Source organism: Knoellia sinensis KCTC 19936, from assembly GCF_000768705.1.
GTDB lineage: Bacteria > Actinomycetota > Actinomycetes > Actinomycetales > Dermatophilaceae > Knoellia > Knoellia sinensis.
Genome location: NZ_AVPJ01000003.1, coordinates 265,395 through 286,824, shown reverse-complemented (window position 1 = coordinate 286,824; position 21,430 = coordinate 265,395). Strand labels below are relative to the sequence as shown.

Genomic DNA, 21,430 nt, shown 5'->3' with positions numbered 1-21,430 from the left:
TGGGAAGCGTGGAATTGGGTGGGAAACGCACGGGAGGCGGGCGGACGGCATACGGGAGGGTGTGTTCCGAACCGAGGAATTCGGTGAGTTCGGGACGGGAGGGTGTGTGCCGAACCGTCCTATTGGGTGAGTTAGGGACGCGCGGTGAGGGCGTCGCGCATGGGGATGAGCTTGGCGTCGGACTCGGCCACTTCGGCCTCGGGGACCGAGCCTGCGACGATGCCGCACCCGGCATAGAGCGTCATGCGCTGCGCGTCGTCATGGTGAATCGACCCTGAACGCAAGGCAATTCCCCACTCGCCGTCGCCGCGGGCGTCCATCCACCCGACCGGTCCGGCATAGCGGCCACGGTCCATGTGCTCGAGTTCGGAGATGAGCGCATCGGCCACCGGAGTCGGCGTCCCGCACACCGCGGCGCTCGGGTGCAGCGAGGCTGCGAGCGCCAGTGACGACGTCTCGTCGGTGAGCACCCCGGCCACGTCCGTCGCAAGGTGCATGACGTTGGACAGGTGCAGGACGAAGGGGGCCTCGGGCACGTTCATCGAGGAGCAGTGCGGGGCAAGCGCGTCGGCCACGGAGCGCACCGCGTACTCGTGCTCCTCGAGGTCCTTCGACGAGCGGGCCAGGGAACCGGCCAGAGCGAGGTCGTGCTCGTCGTCCCCAGTGCGTTGGATCGTCCCCGCCAACACGCGCGAGGTGACGAGGCCCTTCTCGCGGCGCACCAGCATCTCCGGCGTCGCGCCGACCAGACCGTCAACGGCGAAGACCCACGTCGACTCGTAGTTCTCGGCGAGACGCCCCAGCAGCCACCGCACGTCGATCGGTGCCGACGTCTGCACGTCGAGGTCGCGCGCGAGCACCACCTTGTCCAAGGCGCCCGCCTGGATCCGCGACACCGCCTCGGCGACAGCACCGGCCCACTCCGTCGGTGACAGCGAACCGTCGGCGAAGGCCACCTCGCCCGGTGACGCGACGTCGTCATGAGCGACAGGGTCCGCACTCCCGGGCAGGGCGTCAGGAGAGGTCGTCGTCACCCACCACTGGTCACCTCGACGCCCGACGACGACCGAAGGCACGACGAGAGTCGCGCCGGAAGGCGAGTCAGCGGCATACGAGATGGCGCCGAAGGCGACCGGGCCGGTGCCGGGCAGGTCGACCTCGTCGCGCACGACCGCGGACGAGGACACGTCGCGCCACCAGGACTCGAGTTCCTCGAAGCGGGCAGCCCCATGGGTTGTCACCGAGGCGGCACGGCCCCAGCCGACCAGGCCCTCGCCTCGTCGAACCCATGACAGTGCGTCGCGCGGGCTCGTCGCGGGCAGCAGGCCCAGCAGGGCCGTGCCGTCCTCCGGGGACAGCGCGACGGTGCGGGTGACGAGGGGCGCGAGGTGTGCGATGTCCGACTCGGACGTGGGCAGGGACGTCATCACGCTGAGCGTAACCCCGAGACGACCGGTGGCCCGCACTGAACCGCCCAGGCGCGGTGAGAGGATGGCGACATGAGCCGCGCCTCCCTCGACAAGCAGCCCCGTGACGTCGCTGCCATGTTCGACGACGTCGCCGAGAGGTACGACGTCACCAACGACGTGTTGTCCCTCGGCCAGGACCGCCTCTGGCGCCGCGCCGTCCTCAAGGCCGTCGACGCCAAGCCGGGGGAGCGGGTCCTCGACATCGCCGCCGGGACGGGCACGTCGAGCGAGCCGTTCGCCGACAAGGGCGTACACGTCGTGCCGGCCGACTTCTCGCTCGGGATGCTGCGGGTGGGCAAGAAGCGCCGCGACGACCTCGGCTTCACGGCGGCGGACGCGATGCAACTGCCGTTCGTCGACAACTCGTTCGACGCCGTGACCATGTCGTTCGGGCTGCGCAACGTCGCCGACGTCGACGCGGCCCTGCGCGAGTTCGCCCGAGTGACCAAGCCCGGTGGGCGCCTCGTGATCTGCGAGTTCAGCCAGCCGGTCAACGGGGCGTTCCGCAAGGTCTACAGCGAGTACCTCATGGAGGCGCTGCCCCGCGTCGCCCGCAAGGTGAGCTCCAACCCGGAGTCCTACGTCTACCTCGCCGAGTCGATCCAGGCCTGGCCCGACCAGCGCGCCCTTGCCCTCCGCGTGGCCGAGGCGGGTTGGAACGACGTGGCCTGGCGCAACCTGTCGGGCGGGATCGTCGCCCTGCACCGGGCCACGAAGCTCGGCTGACGGATCCCCGACTCGCGACTTAGGTTCGCCTTAGTGAGAGGCGCGAAATCGGCTGCATAGAGTAGGCCGGGTATTCGTGAAGACTTTCACAAGCAAGGTGTGTTCGTGACCCTCGCCACTGCGCGTGCAGACGTCGTCGTCATCGGAGCCGGCCCGGCCGGTTCCGCTGCTGCGGCACACCTGAGCGCAGCCGGACACGACGTCCTCGTCCTTGAACGCGCGGCCGACCACTCCGGTTCCGACTCGGCAGAGGCCCTCACGCCGACGGCAGTCTCCGAGCTCGCGACCCTGGGCCTCCCCGCCTCGGAGACCGACACCTGGCACCGCACGACGGGAGTCCGCTTCGTCGGTGGCGGCATGCGCCTCGCGCTGGCCTGGCCCGACGTCGACGGGCGACCAGTCCACGGCCTCGTCCGCTCGCGTTCCGCTCTGGCCCAGACCCTTTCCGCGTATGCCGTGAGTCGCGGCGTGCACATCAGCTTCGGTTCCGAGGTCACGGGCTTCGCGACCGACGAGTCGGGTCGCGTCAGCGGGGTGTCGCTACGCGGGGCAAATGGCCGCGACAGCCGCATTGAGGCAGGTGTCGTCATCGACGCGTCCGGTCTGGGCCTGTCCCAGTGGGGCACAAAGTCGGGGGAGGGGGTGTCCCAGTCGGGCACAAAGTCGGAGGGTGCGGTCGCGGTGACGGCGGACTTCGCGAGCCCGCGCGGCACCGACGACCACGTGGAGTCCTGGCTCCGCCTCGCGGACGCCGACGGCGCGACCCTCCCCGGTCACGGCTGGATCGTGGGTCGCGGCGACGGCCACGTCACGGTTGGGGTCGGTGCCCTGGCCAGCGACACGAGTGCCACGACCGAGAAGTGCGCCTTCGTCCTCGAGCAGTGGCTCCGGGCGCTTCCCGGCAACTGGGAACTCAGCGCGGCGACGATGACCGGCCCGATCGAGGGTGGCCGGTTGGCCACGGGGTCACACCTCACTCCACGGCACGAGAACGGTGTGCTTCGCCTCGGCGACGCGGCGGGTCTCGCGAACCCCTGGACCGGTGAAGGCGTCGCGTCGGCCCTCATCTCCGCGCGCCTCGCGGCGGCCGCGGTGGACCGAGCCCTCGCACTCGGGACCGCAGCGGAACGCGAAGGTGAGCTCACGGCATACGACACGGTTGTGCGTGACGCGCTGGGCTCTCACCGCCGGTTCGCACGCACCGCAACCAGCCTCCTCGAACGTCCGTCGGTGACGCGAGCCGTCACGACGTGGGCGCTCCCGCGGGAGGCCCTCATGAAGCTTGTCCTCCGGCGCCTCACCACGCCGAACCGTGCCGCTCTTGAGACCTGCGTCACGACCTCTACGATGGGGCGCGTGACCAGCGCCGCCGCACACCCTGGCAACGAAAGGGGAGTTGATCAGCGATGAGCAACCCCTACGTCCCGATCCTCTTCCTCCTCGCGCTCGGCTTCGGCTTCGCAGCGCTGTCGGTGGGTACGAGCCTCGTCGTCGGACCCAAGCGCTACAACCGCGCGAAGTCCGAGCCCTACGAGTGCGGCATCCAGCCGACGCCGCGCGCCCACGGCGGTGGTCGCGTGCCGATCAAGTACTTCCTCACGGCGATGCTCTTCATCATCTTCGACATCGAGTCGGTGTTCCTCTACCCGTTCGCCGTCGCCTTCGACCAGCTCGGCCTCTTCGCGCTTGTCGAGATGGTGCTGTTCATCCTCACCGTGTTCGTCGCCTACGCCTATGTGTGGAAGCGCGGGGGACTCGAGTGGGACTGATGATCTCCGTGCCCTGTGCTCTGCCTGAGCCGTGTGCTTTGACTGAGCCGTGTGCTTTGACTGAACTGACTGGAAGGGGTCTCTGATGGGACTCGAGGAGAAGCTGCCTGCTGGCTTCGTCCTGACGACGCTCGAAAACGTCGTCGGCTACATGCGCAAGGCCTCGATCTGGCCGGCGACGTTCGGCCTGGCCTGCTGCGCCATCGAGATGATGGCCGTGGGTACGCCGGACTACGACATTGCCCGCTTCGGCATGGAGCGCTTCTCGGCGACCCCCCGTCAGGCGGACCTGATGATCGTCGCCGGGCGCGTGTCCAACAAGATGGCGCCGGTCGTCCGTCAGGTCTACGACCAGATGCCCAACCCCAAGTGGGTCATCTCGATGGGCGTCTGCGCCAGCTCCGGCGGCATGTTCAACAACTACGCGATCGTCCAGGGCGTTGACCACATCATCCCGGTCGACATCTATCTCCCGGGCTGTCCGCCGAGGCCCGAGATGCTGCTCAACGCGATCATCGAGCTGCACGACCAGATCCAGAACTCGAAGCTGGGCGTCAACCGTGTCGCCGCGGCTCGCGCTGCCGAGGAGGCCGCACTCCGCGCCACCCCGACGCATCTCATGCCGCCGACCCACGACCACGGCGCCCTCACCGCCACGCCCGGGAAGAACCTCCTCGCATGAGCGACAAGCCCACTGAGAAGTCTGCCGAGAAGGCGCCCGAGGAGCCGAAGGCCACCCCACCGGAACCGACCGTGGATTCCGGCAACCTGCACGCCACGGACCTCGACCTCGCCGCGGCCAACGCCGCAGGTGACACGTCGCCCGTCCAGATCGGCGAGCGTCGCGGCATGTTCGGCCCCACCAAGGGCGGCGACACGACCGGCTACGGCGGCCTGCGCACCCCGATCCTCTTCCCCGGCGCCGCCGAGAAGCCCTATGGCAGCTACTTCGACGAGCTGACGGGCACCCTCGAGACCGCTCTGAACTCTGACGGCACGGCATCCAGTGCCTTTGATGCTGCGATCGAGCGGGTCGTCGTCGACCGCGGTGAGCTGACCCTCCACGTCGCCCGCGAGGCCCTGCCGACCGTCGCCCGCGCCCTGCGCGACGACCCGGCCCTGCGGTTCGAGATGTGCACCGGCGTCTCGGGCGTGCACTTCCCCAACGAGGCCGGGCGTGAACTGCACGCGGTCTACCACCTGCTGTCGATCACCCACAACCGCCGCGTGCGGCTCGAGGTGAGCGCCCCCGAATCCGACCCGACCATCCCGTCGGTCGTCGAGACGTGGCCCGGCGCCGACTGGCACGAGCGCGAGACCTGGGACATGTTCGGCATCGTCTTCGAGGGTCACCCGGCGCTGACCCGGATCCTCATGCCGGACGACTGGCCGGGGCACCCCCAGCGCAAGGACTATCCGCTGGGTGGCATCCCCGTGGAATACAAGGGTGGGGTCGTACCCCCGCCCGACGAGCGGAGGTCGTACAACTGATGGCCACTCAAAAGAACGCAGCCGACACGGTCTACGAGGACATCCCGGCGGACCAGCAGAGCCCCGGCCTGCACTCGGCACTCGGCGACGGTCAGGCCGATCCGTACGCGACGACGGACGCCGACCGCGAGGAAGGCGCTCGCGTCTTCAACGCCTCCGGCGGCGACTGGGGCGACCTCGTCGACGAGGCGACCGCCCTCCACGAGGAGCGCATCGTCGTCAACATGGGGCCGCAGCACCCGTCGACGCACGGCGTGCTCCGCCTCATCCTCGAGCTCGACGGTGAGACGGTGACCGAGGCCCGCGCGGGCATCGGCTACCTGCACACCGGCATCGAGAAGAACATGGAGTTCCGCAACTGGGTGCAGGGCGTGACCTTCTGCACGCGCATGGACTACCTCACGCCGATGTTCCAGGAGGCGACCTACTGCCTGGGCATCGAGCGACTCCTCGGCATCGAGGACCAGATCCCGGAGCGCGCGAGCATCATCCGCGTCCTCATGATGGAGCTGACCCGGATCAACTCCCACCTCGTGTGCCTCGGCACCGGTGGCATGGAGCTCGGCGCGACGACCGTCATGACCGTGGGCTTCCGGGAGCGCGAGCGCATCCTGCGGATCTTCGAGGCCGTCACCGGCCTGCGCATGAACAACGCCTACATCCGCCCCGGCGGTGTGGCGCAGGATCTCCCGCACGGGTGCCTCGACCTCGTCTCCAGCACTGTCGGTGAGCTGCGCAAGGGACTGCGTGAGCTCGAGCTGCTCCTCAACGAGAACCCGATCCTCAAGGGCCGCACCGTCAACGTCGGCTACCTCGACCTCGCAGGCTGCATGGCTCTGGGGATCACTGGGCCGATGCTCCGCTCGACCGGCCTCCCGCACGACCTGCGCAAGAGCCAGCCCTACTGCGGCTACGAGACCTATGACTTCGAGGTCGTGACGCGCACCAACGCCGACGCGTACGACCGCATCCGGATCCGTCTCGACGAGATGTATCAGTCGCTCCGGATCGTCGAGCAGTGCGTCGAGCGGCTCAAGAAGGTCAACGGCCCGGTCATGATCGAGGACAAGAAGATCGCGTGGCCGGCGCAGCTGTCGGTCGGCAGCGACGGCCAGGGCAACAGCCTCGACCACATCCGCGAGATCATGGGCACCTCGATGGAGTCCCTGATCCACCACTTCAAGCTCGTCACCGAGGGCTTCCGGGTCCCGGCCGGTCAGGCCTACGTCGCGGTCGAGTCGCCCAAGGGTGAGCTCGGCTGCCACGTCGTCTCCGACGGTGGCACGCGCCCCTACCGGGCGCACTTCCGCGACCCGAGCTTCAACAACCTGCAGGCCGTTGCGGCCTTGTCCGAGGGGGGTCAGGTGGCCGACGTCATCGTTGCCGTCGCGTCCATCGACCCGGTGATGGGAGGCGTGGACCGCTGATGGAGCACTACGGATTGCAGACAGCGGCCGGTCACCTCACGGTGCCGGCCGAGTCCAAGGAGCCGTATGCCGCTGACGTCCTTGCGTCGATGCATGCGGACGCGACCGAGGTCATCTCGCGCTACCCGCAGAAACGCTCGGCGCTCCTGCCCCTGCTGCACCTCGTGCAGTCGGTCGACGGCTACGTCACCGGTCGCGGCATCGACTTCTGCGCCGAGGTCCTGGAGCTGAGCCGCGCCGAGGTCTCGGGTGTGGCGACGTTCTACACGCAATACAAGCGCCACCCCAACGGCGAATACACCGTCGGGGTCTGCACCAACACGCTGTGCGCCGTCATGGGTGGCGACGAGATCTGGGAGTCGGTCTCCCAGCACCTGGGCATCGGTCACGACGAGACCACGGCCGACGGCAAGGTCACCCTCGAGCGCATCGAGTGCAATGCGGCGTGCGACTACGCACCCGTCGTCATGGCCAACTGGGAGTTCTTCGACAACCAGACGCCGGAGTCCACGAACCAGCTCGTCGACGACCTGCGCTCGGGTGCCCCGGTCAAGCCGACCCGTGGCCCCAACAGCGTGTGCACGTTCAAGCAGATGTCGCGCGTCCTCGCGGGCTTCCCGGACGGTCTTGCGGACGAGGGCGTCGGGGCGGGACCGGCGTCGGTCCGCGGCCTCGAGGTCGCCAAGGAGAACGGTTGGGAGGCTCCCGCTGGCGCTGCGTCCGCGGATGCGGCTGCCGGGGCGACCAACGGTGCGGACGCAAGCCCGGCCGCGCCCGCGAAGGGTGAGTCCGAGCCCAAGGCCGGTGAGCCCAAGGCCGGTGAGCCCAAGGCCGGTGAGCCCAAGGCCGGTGAGCCCAAGACCGGCGACGAGCACTCGTCCGCCAGCAAGCCCGGCTCTGCCGCAGCGACCGAGACGACCCCCACCAAGGCCGACGACAAGGCTGCGGGTAAGGCCGACGACAAGGCACCTGCGGAAGCCGGGGCCCGGGACAAGGCTGACGACAAGGCCGATGGCAAGGCTGACGACAAGGCGGCCGAGGGCAAGGCTGACGACAAGGCCGCCTCGAGCGCGCCCGCGGAGCCCACCCCCGTGACGCTCTTTGACGACGGCTCCTCCACTGCGGAGGCAGAGCCCTCGGGTGACGCGGCGCCGACCGGGACACCCGCGTCGCCCACGTCCACTGGACCCGTCGTGCAGACCGACGGTGCTGCGCCGGCCGGCTTCTCGACGTCCTCCTTCGGCGCCGGCACGGTGGAAGCCGGACCCGACGGCTCGGGTCCCGACGGCTGGGACATCAAGGGCAACGCCAACTCGATGCTCTTCCACACGCCGAAGTCGCCGTGGTACGGCCGCACCAAGGCCGAAGTGTGGTTCCGTGACGAGGAGTCGGCCGCGGCGGCCGGCTTCACCAATGCGCTCGACCGCAAGAAGAAGGGCGACGAAGCATGAGCACCACGCTGACGCCGATCCTCACGAAGTTCTGGGACGACCCGCAGAGCTGGACGCTCGAGACCTACGAGCGCAACGAGGGCTACCAGGCGCTCAAGAAGGCGCTCGGTATGGCCCCGGCTGATCTGGTCCAGATGACCAAGGACTCCGGCCTGCGTGGCCGTGGCGGCGCCGGCTTCCCCACGGGCATGAAGTGGGGCTTCCTGCCCCCGCCGGACGGTGGCCCCCGCTACCTCGTGGTCAACGCCGACGAGTCGGAGCCGGGCACGTGCAAGGACATCCCGCTCATGATGGCGGCGCCGCAGTTCCTCATCGAGGGCGTGGCGATCACGTCCTTCGCGATCGGCTGCAACCACGCCTTCATCTACCTCCGCGGTGAGGTCGTCCACGTCTACCGCCGACTGCTGCGTGCGGTCGAGGAGGCCTACGCCGCCGGTCACCTGGGCAAGAACATCCACGGGTCGGGCTTCGACCTCGACGTCACCGTGCACGCCGGCGCCGGCGCCTACATCTGTGGTGAGGAGACCGCGCTCCTCGACAGCCTCGAAGGCCGCCGCGGCCAACCGCGCCTCAAGCCGCCGTTCCCTGCTGTTGCCGGTCTCTACGCGCGCCCGACGGTCGTCAACAACGTCGAGTCCATTGCGTCGGTCCCGCCGATCCTGCTCCACGGCTCAGACTGGTTCGGTGACATGGGCACCGAGAAGTCCCAGGGCTTCGGCATCTTCAGCCTGTCGGGTCACGTCAAGAACCCCGGCCAGTACGAAGCACCCCTCGGTATCACGCTGCGCGAGCTGCTCGACATGGCCGGTGGCATGCGCGACGAGAACAAGGCGCTGAAGTTCTGGACGCCCGGTGGCTCGTCGACGCCGCTCTTCACGGCCGAGCACCTCGACACCCCGCTGGACTTCGAGTCCGTCGCGGCGGCGGGGTCCATGCTCGGCACCCGCGCCCTGCAGATCTTCGACGAGACGACCTGTGTCGTGCGCGCCGTCGACCGCTGGACCGACTTCTACAAGCACGAGTCCTGCGGCAAGTGCACCCCGTGCCGTGAGGGCACGTGGTGGCTCAAGCAGATCCTCGGTCGGCTCGAGCACGGGCAGGGGTCCGAGGAGGACCTCGACAAGCTCCTCGACATCTGCGACAACATCCTGGGCCGCAGCTTCTGTGCGCTCGGCGATGGAGCGACGAGCCCGATCACGAGCTCGATCCAGTACTTCCGCGACGAATACATCGCGCACCTCACGCAGGGCCACTGCCCCTTCGACCGGAAAGAGTCCACGCTCTTCCACAAGGACCGAGTGACCGCATGACTGTGACCTCGAACGACAAGACCAAGACGGTGGACGAGAAGCCCGCCGTCGAGATGGTGGATCTCACCATCGACGGCATCGACGTGTCCGTTCCCAAGAACACCCTCGTCATCCGCGCCGCCGAAGAGGCGGGGATCGAGATCCCGCGCTTCTGCGACCACCCGCTCCTCGAGCCGGTCGGCGCCTGCCGCCAGTGCCTCGTCGAGGTCGCGACGCCCGGCCCCGACGGCCAGCTCCGCCCCATGCCGAAGCCCCAGGCCTCGTGCACCATGGCGGTCTCGCCCGGCATGGAGGTCAAGACCCAGCACAGCTCGCCGGTGGCGGACAAGGCGCAGCAGGGTGTCATGGAGCTGCTCCTCATCAACCACCCGCTCGACTGCCCGGTCTGCGACAAGGGTGGCGAGTGCCCCCTGCAGAACCAGGCGATGAGCAACGGCCGCCCGGTGAGCCGCTTCGACGACATCAAGCGGACCTACCCGAAGCCCATCAACATCTCGAGCCAGGTCCTCCTCGACCGCGAGCGCTGCGTCCTCTGTGCGCGTTGCACGCGCTTCTCCGAGCAGGTCGCGGGTGACCCGTTCATCGCCCTCGTCGAGCGCGGCGCCCTCCAGCAGGTCGGCATCTACGAGGAGAAGCCCTTCGAGTCCTACTTCTCGGGCAACACGGTCCAGATCTGCCCGGTCGGTGCGCTCACCGGCGCGGCCTACCGCTTCCGTGCCCGTCCGTTCGACCTCGTCTCCACCCCGAGCGTCTGCGAGCACTGCGCCGCAGGCTGTGCGACGCGCACCGACCACCGTCGTGGCTCGGTCCTGCGCCGCATGGCGGCCAACGACCCGGCGGTCAACGAGGAGTGGAACTGCGACAAGGGCCGCTGGGCCTTCCAGTACGCCACGACGCCGGATCGACTCGAGCTCCCGATGATTCGCGACAACGGCGACCTCCGGGTCGTCTCGTGGCGCGAGGCTCTCGAGTTCGCCGCCAGGGGCCTCCGCGGCGCCCACGGTGTCGGTGTGCTCGTCGGTGGCCGGGTCAGCGCCGAGGACGCCTACGCCTACGGCAAGTTCGCGCGCGCCGTGCTCGGCACCAACGACATCGACTTCCGCTCGCGCCCGCACTCGGCCGAGGAGGCCGAGTTCCTCGCATCGCACGTCGTCGGCACCGGCCCCCAGGGTGGATCAGTCACCTACGACGACCTCGAGAAGGCCAAGACCGTTGTCCTCGCGGGCTTCGAGCCCGAGGACGAGAGCCCGATCGTCTTCCTTCGTCTTCGCAAGGCGTCGCGCAAGAACAAGACGGCCGTGTATGCCGTGTCGCCCGTCGCGACTCGCGGGCTCGCCAAGGTCTCCGGTCACCTCATCCCCACCGCTCCGGGGACCGAGCCCGAGGTGCTCGACGCGCTCGCGCTCGGCTCCGCCAGCGGTGCGGCGGGCGAAGGCCCCGACACCGTGCGGGACGCCGCCGAGGCACTGCGCGCTGAAGGGGCGATCATCCTCGTCGGCGAGCGCCTCGCGACCGTTCCCGGCGCGCTCAGTGCGGCCGCTCGACTCGCCGAGACCACCGGTGCACGCCTCGCCTGGATCCCGCGTCGTGCGGGTGAACGCGGTGCGCTGGAAGCCGGAGCGCTGCCTGGCCTCCTCCCGGGAGGACGCTCGGTCGCCGATGCCACGGCTCGCGCCGAGGTCGCCTCGGCCTGGGGCGTCATCGGTCTTCCGGACGTTGCCGGGCGTGACGGTGCGGCGATCCTCGAAGCAGCCCGCACCGGTGACATCGGAGCACTCGTCGTGGGTGGCGTCGATCCACTCGACTTCGGTCGTGCCAGCGCCGCTGCCGCCTTCGATGCACCCTTCGTCGTGTCGCTCGAGGTTCGTGAGTCCGCCGTGACTGCCGTGGCCGACGTCGTCCTGCCCGTGGCGGTCCACGCCGAGAAGGCCGGAACCTTCGTCGACTGGGAGGGACGCGTCCGCACCTTCGAGCGTGCCCTCGAGACCGGCTACGTCAGTGACCACCGCGCCCTGGACATGCTCGCCGACGAGATGGGCGAGTTCCTGGGCTGCCGGACGGTCGCCGAGGTCCGCGCGGAGATGGAGCGTCTTGGCCCGGACACGGGCGAGCGCGTCTCGGCTCCCACCGTGGAGGCCGGCGAGGTGCCGAGCGCCGAGGACGGTCACCTGGTCCTCGCGACCTGGCGCCACCTGCTCGACCAGGGCTCCCTCCAGGACGGCGAGCCGTTCCTGGCCGGAACCGCGCCCAAGGCCGCGGCAAAGGTCTCGGCCGCGACCGCGGAGTCGCTCGGCGTCGCTGCCGGCGACGTCGTCAACGTCGTGGCCGGCAACGTCACCGTCACCGTCCCCGTGGCGATCGTCCAGATGGCCGACCATGTCGTCTGGCTCCCGACGAACTCCGACGGGTGTGACCTGCGGAGCACCCTCGGCGACGCCCCGGGCATCCGCGTCTCCGTCACCAAGGTGGATTCCTGATGAGCACTCTTCTGACTCTGCAACACGCGACGGCGACGTTCGCGGACACTGCACTGGCCGGCATACAGGCGCTTCCTGCCGAAGGCAAGGACAACCCGAGGGCGGACTTCTCCGACACCCCGTGGTGGCTCTCGCTCGTCAAGGCGCTGCTGATCTTCGTCTACCTGCTGCTCTCGACGCTGCTCGTCATCTGGTTCGAGCGCCGCGTGATCGGCCGCATGCAGCAGCGACCGGGCCCCAACCGCAACGGCCCGTTCGGTCTGCTCCAGACCCTGGCCGATGGCATGAAGTCGATGCTCAAGGAGGACAACACGCCCGCCAAGGCGGACAAGTTCGTCTTCACCCTGGCGCCGCTCATCACGGCGACGATGTGCTTCATCGGGTTTGCGATCATCCCGCTCGCCGGTGAGGTGAGCATGTTCGGGCATCGCACGCCTCTCCAGCTCGCCGACTCGTCGATCGCGGTGTTGTTCGTGCTCGCCATCGCGGGAATCGGCATCTATGGCGTCGTGCTCGCCGGCTGGTCCTCGGGCTCGCCCTACCCGCTCATGGGTGGACTCCGCTCGTCGGCGCAGATGATCTCCTACGAGATCGCGATGGGACTGTCGCTCGTCGCCGTCTTCCTCTACAGCGGCTCGATGTCGACCTCGCAGATCGTCGGCGCGCAGTCCAACGTCTGGTACATCATCCCGGCGTTCTTCAGCTTCTTCGTCTACGTCATCACGATGGTCGGCGAGACCAACCGTTTGCCGTTCGACCTCGCCGAGGGTGAGGGTGAGCTCACCGGTGGCTTCCACACCGAGTACGGCTCGATGCGCTTCGCCATGTTCTTCCTCGGTGAATACATCAACATGTTCACCGTCGCCGCGCTCGCCACGACGATGTTCCTCGGCGGATGGCAGGCACCTCCCGGCATTGCCGCCATCAACGACGGCATGTTCAACGAGGGCTGGTGGGGCCTGCTCTGGTTCACCATCAAGCTCTGGATGTTCATGTTCGTCTTCGTCTGGCTGCGTGGTTCGCTGCCTCGCACGCGCTACGACCAGTTCATGCGCTTCGGCTGGAAGTTCCTCATCCCGGCCACGCTCGGCTGGGTCGTGCTGGTCGCGTTCTTCCGTGGCGCGCAGAACGGCTGGTTCGGTGACGCTGCGCTCGAGATCGCGGGCCGCCGGTTCCCGGTGTCGTCGCTCGCCATCGTGGCGCTCGTGGCCGTCGCCGCGCTGATCTTCGGCTGGTGGTGGGACAACCGCGCTCTGGCCAGGGAAGCTGCAGCGGCGGCGGCTCCGCCGGAAGAGATCGACCCGTATGCGGGAGGGTTCGTCGTCCCGCCGCTGCCGGGCCAGACACTGCGCGAGACCGCTCGCGTCGGCGCACCCGCACTTCCCGAGGCCGACCCCGTCCGCGAGGCCGGCTCCGACACCGCTTCATCCGACAAGGAGGCCACTCGTGGCTGAAAAGTCTCAGAAGGGCGGATTCTTCTCCGACCTCTTCGCTCCCGTGGGTGGGTTCGGGGTGACCTTCGCGACGATGTTCCGCAAGGTCGCCACGACCGAGTACCCCGAGGAGAAGCGCCCCACCGCCCAGCGATTCCACGGCCGGCACCAGCTCAACCGTCACCCCGACGGTCTCGAGAAGTGCGTCGGCTGCGAGCTCTGTGCCTGGGCCTGCCCGGCCGACGCGATCCTCGTCGAAGGTGCCAACAATGACGACGCAGCCGGGCAGCGCTTCAGCCCCGGTGAGCGCTACGGCCGCGTCTACCAGATCAACTACCTGCGCTGCATCTTCTGTGGGCTGTGCATCGAGGCCTGCCCGACGCGCGCGCTGACGATGACCAACGAGTACGAACTGGCCGACAACAACCGCGCCGACCTCATCTTCACCAAGGAGCAGCTGCTCGCTCCGCTCCAGGGCGGCATGGTCGCTGCCCCGCACCCGATGGTGCACGGGATGGAGGAGCGCGACTACTACCTCGGCAAGGTCTCGGGCGCGACGCCCACCCAGAAGGAATGGGTCGAGGCGCACCACGTCACGGATGAGCAGGAGGCCAAGGCATGACCGGGACCGGAGAAGCAGTCCTCTTCTGGATCTGCGCACCGATCGCCATCGCCGGCGCACTCGCGCTCATCTTCGCCCGCAAGGCCGTTCACGCAGCCCTCGGCATGGCCCTGACGATGATCATCCTCGGCGTGTTCTACCTCGCCCAGGACGCGGACTTCCTCGGCGTCATCCAGATCTTCGTCTACACCGGCGCCGTGATGATGCTCTTCCTCTTCGTCGTCATGCTCGTCGGCGTCGACTCCTCGGACAGCATCATCGAGACCCTCAAGGGGCAGCGCGCCGCGACCGTCGTGCTCTCGCTGGGCCTCGGCGTCTTCCTCGCCGCGGCGCTCGGACGGATCACGATCGGCGATGCCCCCGCGGACAGGCTCAAGGCGGTCAACGCGGAGACCGGCAACGTCTCCGGTGTCGCTGAACTGATCTTCGGCCGCTACGTGTGGGTCTTCGAGACGACGTCGGCGCTGCTCATCACCGCCGCCCTTGCCGCGATGGTGCTGGCGCACCGTGAGCGCATCGGCAGCAAGCCCGACCAGCGCACCTGGAGCGAGCGCAGGATCCGCTCCGGCGAGAACCTCGCTGGCCTCCCGGTGCCCGGCGTCTACGCCCGCCACAACGCCGTCGACACGCCGGCACTCCTGCCCGACGGTTCCCCGAGCGAACTGTCCGTCTCTCGTGTCCTCACCGCCCGCGGCCAGGTCGGTTCGGCCACCCCGTGGGTTGAGGCCGAGCAGGAGATCGAGCGCGAGGTCGGCAGCGCCGCGTGGTCACCCGACGCTCTCAACGATGGTGACGGTGCAGCCGCCCGCACGGACGGTGCTGCCCGCACCGACGAGAGCACTCGCCGCGACCAGGCCACCGAGGCCGAGACCGACCAGGAGGGTCAGTCGTGAGCCTGATCAACTACATCTACCTCGCGACGCTGCTCTTCGTCATCGGTGGTGCCACCGTCCTGACCCGGCGCAACGCGATCGTCGTCTTCATGGGCGTCGAGCTGATGCTCAACGCCGCCAACCTCGCGTTCGTCACCTTCGCCCGCATGCACGGCAACCTCGACGGGCAGGTCATCGCCCTGTTCGTCATGGTGGTCGCCGCGGCCGAGGTCGTCGTCGGTCTCGCCATCATCATGGCGATCTTCCGTGCCCGCCGCTCGGCCTCGGTCGACGATGCCAACCTGTTGAAGCTCTAAGGGGCCGCACTCGTGAACACATACGCACTGCTCGCCGCGGAAGGTGAGGTGGCCGCGGCCACCGGCATCACGGCATACGCGTGGCTTCTCGTCCTGCTCCCGCTCCTGGGTGCAGCGATCCTCCTTCTCGGAGGCAAGGCCACGGACGCGTGGGGCCACCTGCTCGCGACCGCACTGTCGTGGGGAAGCTTCGTCCTCGGCTTCGTCATCTGGATTGCCATGATCGGGCGGGGCGCCGAAGAGCGCCCTGCGCACGTGGGCGGATGGAACTGGGTGCCGGCCGGCCAGTTCCAGCTCGAGACGGGGCTGCTGATCGACCAGCTGTCGGTCGCGTTCGTCCTGCTCATCACGTTCGTCGGCTCGCTCATCCACGTCTACTCCATCGGCTACATGGAGCACGACGTCGATCGCCGGAAGTTCTTCGCGTACCTCAACCTCTTCGTCGCGTCGATGCTGCTGCTGGTGCTCGCCGACTCCTACCTCCTGCTGTTCGTCGGCTGGGAGGGCGTGGGTCTCGCGTCCTATCTCCTCATCGGCTTCTGGAACCACAACCCGGCCTACGCGACCGCGGCCAACAAGGCGTTCTTCGTCAACCGCGTCGGTGACGTCGGCATGTCGATCGCGATCATGTTCATGTTCTTCACCTTCGGGTCGGTCGACTTCGCCACCGTCCACGCGGCTGCGCCCGAGGCGGGCTCGACGGCGATGACCGCGCTGGGGCTGCTGCTCCTCATCGGTGCCTGCGCCAAGTCGGCGCAGTTCCCGCTCCAGTCCTGGCTCGGTGACGCCATGGCCGGCCCGACGCCGGTGTCTGCGCTCATCCACGCGGCGACCATGGTCACCGCCGGCGTCTACCTCATCGTCCGGTCGCACGCGATCTTCAACGCCGCTCCCAATGCGCAGCTCGCCGTCGCCATCGTCGGTGCGATCACGCTCCTCTACGGGGCGATCGTCGGTTGCGCCAAGGACGACATCAAGAAGGCCCTCGCGGCCTCGACCATGAGCCAGATCGGCTACATGATGCTCGCCGCAGGCCTCGGCCCGGTCGGCTACGCGTTCGCGATCTTCCACCTCATCACCCACGGCTTCTTCAAGGCCGGGATGTTCTTGGGCGCCGGCTCGGTCATGCACGGCATGAAGGACCGCGTTGACATGCGTGGCTTCGGCGGACTGTCGAAGTACATGAAGATCACGTGGATCACGTTCGGCCTCGGCTGGCTCGCCATCCTCGGTGTCCCGCCGTTCTCGGGCTACTGGTCCAAGGACGGGATCATCGAGTCCGCGTTCATCGGCGAGGGCTGGCGGCCGTGGGTCTTCGGTGGCATCGCGATGCTCGGCGCCGGAATCACCGCGTTCTACATGTCCCGCCTCTTCTTCATGACGTTCCACGGCAAGGAGCGCTGGGTCGATGAGCACGAGGACGCAGAGCGCGGCGTGCACCCGCACGAGTCCCCGCTGACCATGACCGTGCCGATGATCGTCCTTGCGGTCGGGTCGGGTCTCCTCGGCCTCGTCCTGTCCTTCGGCGACACGTTCACGCACTGGCTCGAGCCGCTCGTCGGCGGACACGGTGACGAGCACCCGGTGCTCGCGGTCCCCGTCATCATCGGGCTCACGCTGCTGCTGGTCGCCGGCGGTGCGTTCTACGCGTGGATGTTGTATGTGCGTGACGCAGTCCCGGTGACGGCACCGCGCGGGTCCTTGGTCACGCAGGCCGCCCGAGCCGATCTCTACCAGGACGCCATCAACGAGGGTCTCTTCATGCGACCCGGGATCCACCTCACCCGCGCGCTCGTCTTCACCGACGGCAAGGGTGTCGATGGGGTCGCCGGCTCGATCGCCGCGTCCATCGGCGGGCTGTCCTCGCGACTGCGCCGCCTCCAGACCGGCTACGCCCGGTCGTATGCACTGACGATGCTCACCGGTGTCGTCGCCGTCCTCGGAGCACTGTGGGTGATGAACTGATGTCCGGCCTGCCCTTGCTCACGCTCATGCTGGTCGTGCCGCTCGTCGGCGCGGCGGTGGTCTGGCTCCTGCCCGCCACGTCGTCGCGACTGGCCAAGCCGATCGCCCTGGCGACCTCGCTCCTGACCCTCGCGCTGGCCCTCGTCGCGTGGGCCCGGTTCGACAACGGCGGCGACCGCTACCAGCTCACCGAGACGCACTCGTGGATCCCGCAGTTCGGGGTGTCCTACGCCCTCGGCGTCGACGGCATCGCCCTGTCGCTCATCGTCATGGCCACGATCCTCACGCCGATCTGCCTCCTCGCAGCGTGGAACGACTTGGGTGAGGACGCCGACCCGCAGCGGGAGAAGACCTACTTCGCGCTCATGCTCGTGCTGCTCACCTTCATGGTGGGTGTGTTCGCGGCCCGTGACGTGTTCCTCTTCTACGTCTTCTTCGAGGCCATGCTCATCCCGGTCTACTTCCTGATCGGACTCTTCGGCGGGCCGCGGCGCCAGTACGCCGCCGTGAAGTTCATCCTCTTCTCGCTCGTCGGCGGGCTCATCATGCTCGTCGCCGTCATCGCGCTCTACTTCTACGGACCCGGCGGAGAACAGGGCTTCCTCTACGAGTCCCTCGAGGGCCAGGTCGGTGGCTCCACCGCGGCGCAGCGCTGGATGTTCCTCGGCTTCTTCATCGCGTTCGCCATCAAGGCGCCGATGTGGCCGGTCCACACGTGGCTGCCGGATGCGGCCGCCGAGTCGCGCCCGGCCACGGCCGTGCTCCTCGTCGGCGTCCTCGACAAGGTCGGCACCTTCGGCATGCTGCGCTTCTGCCTCGGGTTCTTCCCGGAGGCGTCGAAGTGGGCGACGCCGGTCGTCATCACGCTGGCGGTCATCTCGGTGATCTACGGCGCGCTGCTCGCCATCGGGTCGCGCGACATCATGCGCCTCATCGCGTTCACGTCGATCAGCCACTTCGGCTTCATCGTCATGGGCATCTTCGCGATGACGTCGACGGCCGGTGCCGGGTCCGCGCTCTACATGGTCAACCACGGGTTCGCGACGGCCGGGCTCTTCCTGCTCGCCGGGTTCCTCATCGCGCGCCACGGCTCGCAACGGATCGCGGACTATGGCGGCTGGCAGCGGGTGACGCCGGTCCTGGCCGGGTCGTTCCTCGTGGCGGGCCTGTCGTCGTTGGCCCTGCCGGGGCTGTCGTCCTATGTGTCGGAGTTCCTCGTCCTCGCCGGCACGTTCCAGCGCTACAAGTGGGCTGCCGCCATCGCGACGGTCGGCATCGTGCTCGCCGCGCTCTACATCCTGCTGACCTACCAGCGGGTCTTCACCGGACCTCGACCGACCTTCGTCGAGGGCAGTGAGCCGCGTGACCTCGGCCTGCGCGAGAAGCTCGTCATCGCGCCGATCATCGCGTCGTTCATCCTGCTCGGGTTCTATCCGAAGCCCGTTCTCGACCTCGTCAACCCCGCCGTGGAGCAGACGCTCCAGCTCGTCGGTGCCACAGATCCGGCGCCGACCCACGCCACCGGGAGTGCCCAGTGACCGCCGCCCTCATGCCGTCGATCGCCCCCATGGCCTTCGAGGCCGTCAAGGTCGACTACGCCGCCGTCGCGCCGATGCTCATCGTCGTGGGCACCGCCCTCGTGGGCGTCCTCGTCGAGGCGTTCGCACCACGGCTCGCGCGCCACACGATCCAGGTCGGGCTCACGCTCGTCGGCCTGATCGCGGCGTTCGTCGTGCTCGTCCTGATCTCCGTGAACCACCATGCGGTGACCCTCGGCGGATCCCTCGCCATCGACGGACCGGCGCTGTTCCTCCAGGGCACGCTCCTGATCTTCGCGATCCTCGGGGTGCTGACGATGTCCGAGCGCTTCGGCGGTCGGTCGGCCGATGCCTTCACCCCGATGGGTGCGGCGACTCCGGGTTCGCCGGCCGAGGCCGCTGCCGAGCGGGCCGGCTTCGCGACGTCCGAGGCGTTCCCGCTGACGCTCTTCGCGGTGTTCGGCATGCTCATGTTCGTCGCCTCGAACGACCTCATCACGATGTTCGTCGCGCTCGAGGTGCTGTCGCTGCCGCTCTACGTGCTGACCGGTTTGGCCCGACGCCGACGTCTCCTCTCGCAGGAGGCCTCGCTCAAGTACTTCCTGCTCGGGGCGTTCTCGTCGGCGTTCTTCCTCTTCGGTGCCGCACTGCTCTATGGGTACGCCGGTTCCTCCGACCTCGGGGCCATCGCGGCCGCGATCCGGGCCGGGAACAGCGCCTATGAGGGCCTGCTCCTCCCCGGTGTCGTCCTCGCGCTCATTGGTCTGCTCTTCAAGGTCGGCGCGGTGCCGTTCCACTCGTGGACCCCGGACGCCTACCAAGGCGCGCCGACCCCGGTCACGGGCTTCATGGCTGCGGCGACCAAGGTGGCCGCCTTCGGTGCGATCCTGCGCCTGGCCTACGTCGGCGTCGAGGCCTCGCGTCTCGAGTGGCGCCTCGGTGTTGCCGCCATTGCTGTGCTGACGATGGTGGTCGGCGCCGTCCTGTCCGTGACGCAGACCGACATGAAGCGACTGCTCGCCTACTCGTCGATCGCCCATGCGGGCTTCATCCTCGTCGGCGTCCTGGCCTTCGACAGCACAGGCGTGTCGGGCGTCTTGTTCTATCTCGTCGCCTACGGACTCGCGACCATCGCCGCGTTCGCGATCATCGCGCTCGTGCGCTCCGGCGGCTCCGAGGCGACGCACCTGTCGCAGTGGGCGGGTCTGGGTCGCAAGCACCCGGTCATCGCGGGCATCTTCGTGCTCCTGCTCCTCGCCTTTGCCGGCATCCCGCTGACGTCGGGCTTCACGGCGAAGTTCGCGGCGTTCGCTCCGGCGGTGGCACACGGTGGGCTCGCGGGCATCCTCATGGTCGTCGTCGGTGTGCTCGCCTCGGCAGTCACGGCCTTCGTCTACTTCCGGCTCATCGTGCTCATGTACTTCACCGAGCCCACCGGTGACGACGTCGTCGCGCTGACCCCGTCGATCGCCTCGACCATCGCCATCACCGTCGGGGCTGTCGGCACCGTCATCCTCGGCGTGGTCCCGGGCCCGGTCCTCCAGCTGGCCGAAGACGTCTCGAAGTTCCTCCTGTGACCCTCGCCCTCCCGGAGGTGTCGGCAGGGTTGCAGGAACGCCTCACGGACGGACTCGCTCGGGTCGAGGCCCTCATCGAGGAGCGCATCGACCACGAGGACCCGTTCATCGCCGAGGCCAACGTCCACCTGCTGCGTGCCGGTGGCAAGCGCTTCAGGCCGATGCTCACGATCCTGGCGGCCGAACTCGGTGACGGCATCAACGACGACGTCATCACGGCGGCCGCGGCCGTTGAACTGACCCACCTCGCGTCGCTGTATCACGACGACGTCATGGACGAGGCAGAACTGCGGCGAGGCACACCGACGGCCAACACGGCATACGACAACTCCACGGCCATCCTCGTGGGTGACTTGCTCTTCGGCCACGCGTCCGCGCTGGTCTCCGAGCTGGGCCCGGAGGCCGTCCGCATCCAAGCCGAGACCTTCATCCGACTCTGCACGGGCCAGATCCGCGACGACCGACAGGCGCCGGAGGGCGAGGACGCGGGGGCCTACTACCTCCGCGTGCTTCAGGACAAGACCGGAGTCCTCATCGCGACGGCGGCTCGCTACGGCGCGATGTTCTCGGGTTGCTCGACCGAGGTCGTCGAGACGATGCGGGTTTATGGCGAGCGACTCGGCATGGCCTTCCAGCTCGCCGACGACCTCATCGACATCGAGTCCTCGGCCGAGGAACTCGGCAAGACGCCGGGCATCGACCTGCGCGAGGGCAAGCGGACGTTGGCGGTGCTGCACGCCCTTGCCTCGACGTCACCGGACGACGCCCGCCTCCATGAACTCTTGAACTCGGATCTCTCGGGGGACGCCGAACTCGGCGAGGCGCTGGAACTGTTGCGCGCCCACCCTGCGCTTGACCGGGCCCGCCAGGAGACCCGCGCCGTCGGCGAGGAAGCCCAGGCTGCTCTCGTCGAGCTCCCGGACAGCGAGGCAAAGACAGCCCTCCTCGCACTCGCCACCTCGGTCACGCACCGCGCCTCCTGACCG

At 68.5% G+C, this 21,430-nt stretch carries 18 protein-coding genes and 1 pseudogene; 18 read left to right on the top strand and 1 reads right to left on the bottom strand.

The window, feature by feature from the left end:
* Window positions 1-131 precede the first annotated feature (131 nt).
* Window positions 132-1,427 (bottom strand): isochorismate synthase, encoded by a 1,296-nt coding sequence (locus N802_RS06085; RefSeq protein ID WP_035913631.1) that lies wholly within the window; start codon window positions 1,425-1,427, stop codon window positions 132-134.
* A 72-nt stretch (window positions 1,428-1,499) separates the two neighbouring features.
* Between N802_RS06085 and N802_RS06080 the strand changes: the two genes are divergently transcribed.
* The 18 genes and pseudogenes from N802_RS06080 to N802_RS06000 all read left to right on the top strand — a co-directional run bounded on the left by N802_RS06080 (window position 1,500) and on the right by N802_RS06000 (window position 21,427).
* Window positions 1,500-2,195 carry a demethylmenaquinone methyltransferase gene (locus N802_RS06080; protein WP_035913629.1) on the top strand — a complete coding sequence of 232 codons (696 nt, stop codon included), beginning with the start codon at window positions 1,500-1,502 and terminating at the stop codon, window positions 2,193-2,195.
* Between the two features lie 105 nt (window positions 2,196-2,300).
* A complete protein-coding gene (locus tag N802_RS06075; protein WP_035913626.1) occupies window positions 2,301-3,605 on the top strand; it encodes an FAD-dependent oxidoreductase in 1,305 nt (434 codons plus the stop codon).
* Window positions 3,602-3,964, top strand: coding sequence for an NADH-quinone oxidoreductase subunit A (locus N802_RS06070; protein WP_035913623.1), 363 nt, complete (start codon window positions 3,602-3,604; stop codon window positions 3,962-3,964). The genes N802_RS06075 and N802_RS06070 overlap by 4 nt, the downstream gene beginning before the upstream one ends.
* A gap of 85 nt (window positions 3,965-4,049) precedes the next feature.
* Window positions 4,050-4,646 (top strand): NuoB/complex I 20 kDa subunit family protein, encoded by a 597-nt coding sequence (locus N802_RS06065; RefSeq protein WP_035913621.1) that lies wholly within the window; start codon window positions 4,050-4,052, stop codon window positions 4,644-4,646.
* Complete coding sequence (locus N802_RS06060) at window positions 4,643-5,455, top strand: NADH-quinone oxidoreductase subunit C (RefSeq protein ID WP_035913619.1); 813 nt, start codon at window positions 4,643-4,645, stop codon at window positions 5,453-5,455. The genes N802_RS06065 and N802_RS06060 overlap by 4 nt, the downstream gene beginning before the upstream one ends.
* Window positions 5,455-6,882 carry an NADH-quinone oxidoreductase subunit D gene (locus tag N802_RS06055; protein WP_035913614.1) on the top strand — a complete coding sequence of 476 codons (1,428 nt, stop codon included), beginning with the start codon at window positions 5,455-5,457 and terminating at the stop codon, window positions 6,880-6,882. Before N802_RS06060 ends, N802_RS06055 begins: the two co-directional genes overlap by 1 nt.
* A pseudogene (gene nuoE / locus N802_RS06050) lies at window positions 6,882-7,646 on the top strand (NADH-quinone oxidoreductase subunit NuoE); the annotation flags it as partial. The gene N802_RS06055 and the pseudogene nuoE, both read left to right, overlap by 1 nt.
* 327 nt (window positions 7,647-7,973) lie before the next feature.
* The gene (locus N802_RS21150) at window positions 7,974-8,333 is read left to right on the top strand and encodes a sunset domain-containing protein (RefSeq protein WP_483790091.1); all 360 of its coding nucleotides are present in this window, start codon (window positions 7,974-7,976) and stop codon (window positions 8,331-8,333) included.
* On the top strand, window positions 8,330-9,643 hold the full coding sequence (gene nuoF / locus N802_RS06045; RefSeq protein ID WP_035913610.1) for an NADH-quinone oxidoreductase subunit NuoF: 1,314 nt from the start codon (window positions 8,330-8,332) through the stop codon (window positions 9,641-9,643). Before N802_RS21150 ends, nuoF begins: the two co-directional genes overlap by 4 nt.
* Window positions 9,640-12,120: an NADH-quinone oxidoreductase subunit G gene (locus N802_RS06040; protein WP_035913608.1), complete on the top strand. Its 2,481-nt coding sequence runs from the start codon at window positions 9,640-9,642 to the stop codon at window positions 12,118-12,120. Before nuoF ends, N802_RS06040 begins: the two co-directional genes overlap by 4 nt.
* Window positions 12,120-13,574: an NADH-quinone oxidoreductase subunit NuoH gene (nuoH, locus tag N802_RS06035; protein ID WP_035913606.1), complete on the top strand. Its 1,455-nt coding sequence runs from the start codon at window positions 12,120-12,122 to the stop codon at window positions 13,572-13,574. The genes N802_RS06040 and nuoH overlap by 1 nt, the downstream gene beginning before the upstream one ends.
* A complete protein-coding gene (nuoI, locus tag N802_RS06030; RefSeq protein WP_035913603.1) occupies window positions 13,567-14,175 on the top strand; it encodes an NADH-quinone oxidoreductase subunit NuoI in 609 nt (202 codons plus the stop codon). The genes nuoH and nuoI overlap by 8 nt, the downstream gene beginning before the upstream one ends.
* Window positions 14,172-15,068 carry an NADH-quinone oxidoreductase subunit J gene (locus tag N802_RS06025; protein ID WP_084071908.1) on the top strand — a complete coding sequence of 299 codons (897 nt, stop codon included), beginning with the start codon at window positions 14,172-14,174 and terminating at the stop codon, window positions 15,066-15,068. The genes nuoI and N802_RS06025 overlap by 4 nt, the downstream gene beginning before the upstream one ends.
* Entirely contained in the window at window positions 15,065-15,364 is a 300-nt protein-coding gene (nuoK, locus tag N802_RS06020) for an NADH-quinone oxidoreductase subunit NuoK (protein WP_035903805.1), read from the top strand. The genes N802_RS06025 and nuoK overlap by 4 nt, the downstream gene beginning before the upstream one ends.
* 12 nt (window positions 15,365-15,376) lie before the next feature.
* Window positions 15,377-17,329: an NADH-quinone oxidoreductase subunit L gene (gene nuoL, locus N802_RS06015; protein ID WP_035913599.1), complete on the top strand. Its 1,953-nt coding sequence runs from the start codon at window positions 15,377-15,379 to the stop codon at window positions 17,327-17,329.
* A complete protein-coding gene (locus N802_RS06010) occupies window positions 17,329-18,867 on the top strand; it encodes an NADH-quinone oxidoreductase subunit M (RefSeq protein ID WP_035913864.1) in 1,539 nt (512 codons plus the stop codon). The genes nuoL and N802_RS06010 overlap by 1 nt, the downstream gene beginning before the upstream one ends.
* Window positions 18,868-18,878: 11 nt before the next feature.
* Window positions 18,879-20,444, top strand: coding sequence for an NADH-quinone oxidoreductase subunit NuoN (nuoN, locus tag N802_RS06005; RefSeq protein ID WP_035913863.1), 1,566 nt, complete (start codon window positions 18,879-18,881; stop codon window positions 20,442-20,444).
* On the top strand, window positions 20,441-21,427 hold the full coding sequence (locus N802_RS06000; protein WP_035913597.1) for a polyprenyl synthetase family protein: 987 nt from the start codon (window positions 20,441-20,443) through the stop codon (window positions 21,425-21,427). Before nuoN ends, N802_RS06000 begins: the two co-directional genes overlap by 4 nt.
* Window positions 21,428-21,430: the final 3 nt, after the last annotated feature.

Bases quoted from the DNA above. Each gene is read 5' to 3' on its own strand.
- N802_RS06040 (WP_035913608.1), top strand. From the start codon at position 9,640: ATGACTGTGACCTCGAACGACAAGACCAAGACGGTGGACGAGAAGCCC.
- nuoF (WP_035913610.1), top strand. From the start codon at position 8,330: ATGAGCACCACGCTGACGCCGATCCTCACGAAGTTCTGGGACGACCCG.
- N802_RS06010 (WP_035913864.1), top strand. From the start codon at position 17,329: ATGTCCGGCCTGCCCTTGCTCACGCTCATGCTGGTCGTGCCGCTCGTC.
- nuoN (WP_035913863.1), top strand. From the start codon at position 18,879: ATGCCGTCGATCGCCCCCATGGCCTTCGAGGCCGTCAAGGTCGACTAC.
- N802_RS06065 (WP_035913621.1), top strand. From the start codon at position 4,050: ATGGGACTCGAGGAGAAGCTGCCTGCTGGCTTCGTCCTGACGACGCTC.
- N802_RS06080 (WP_035913629.1), top strand. From the start codon at position 1,500: ATGAGCCGCGCCTCCCTCGACAAGCAGCCCCGTGACGTCGCTGCCATG.
- nuoH (WP_035913606.1), top strand. From the start codon at position 12,120: ATGAGCACTCTTCTGACTCTGCAACACGCGACGGCGACGTTCGCGGAC.
- N802_RS06060 (WP_035913619.1), top strand. From the start codon at position 4,643: ATGAGCGACAAGCCCACTGAGAAGTCTGCCGAGAAGGCGCCCGAGGAG.
- N802_RS06055 (WP_035913614.1), top strand. From the start codon at position 5,455: ATGGCCACTCAAAAGAACGCAGCCGACACGGTCTACGAGGACATCCCG.
- N802_RS06070 (WP_035913623.1), top strand. From the start codon at position 3,602: ATGAGCAACCCCTACGTCCCGATCCTCTTCCTCCTCGCGCTCGGCTTC.
- N802_RS06025 (WP_084071908.1), top strand. From the start codon at position 14,172: ATGACCGGGACCGGAGAAGCAGTCCTCTTCTGGATCTGCGCACCGATC.
- N802_RS06085 (WP_035913631.1), bottom strand. From the start codon at position 1,427: ATGACGTCCCTGCCCACGTCCGAGTCGGACATCGCACACCTCGCGCCC.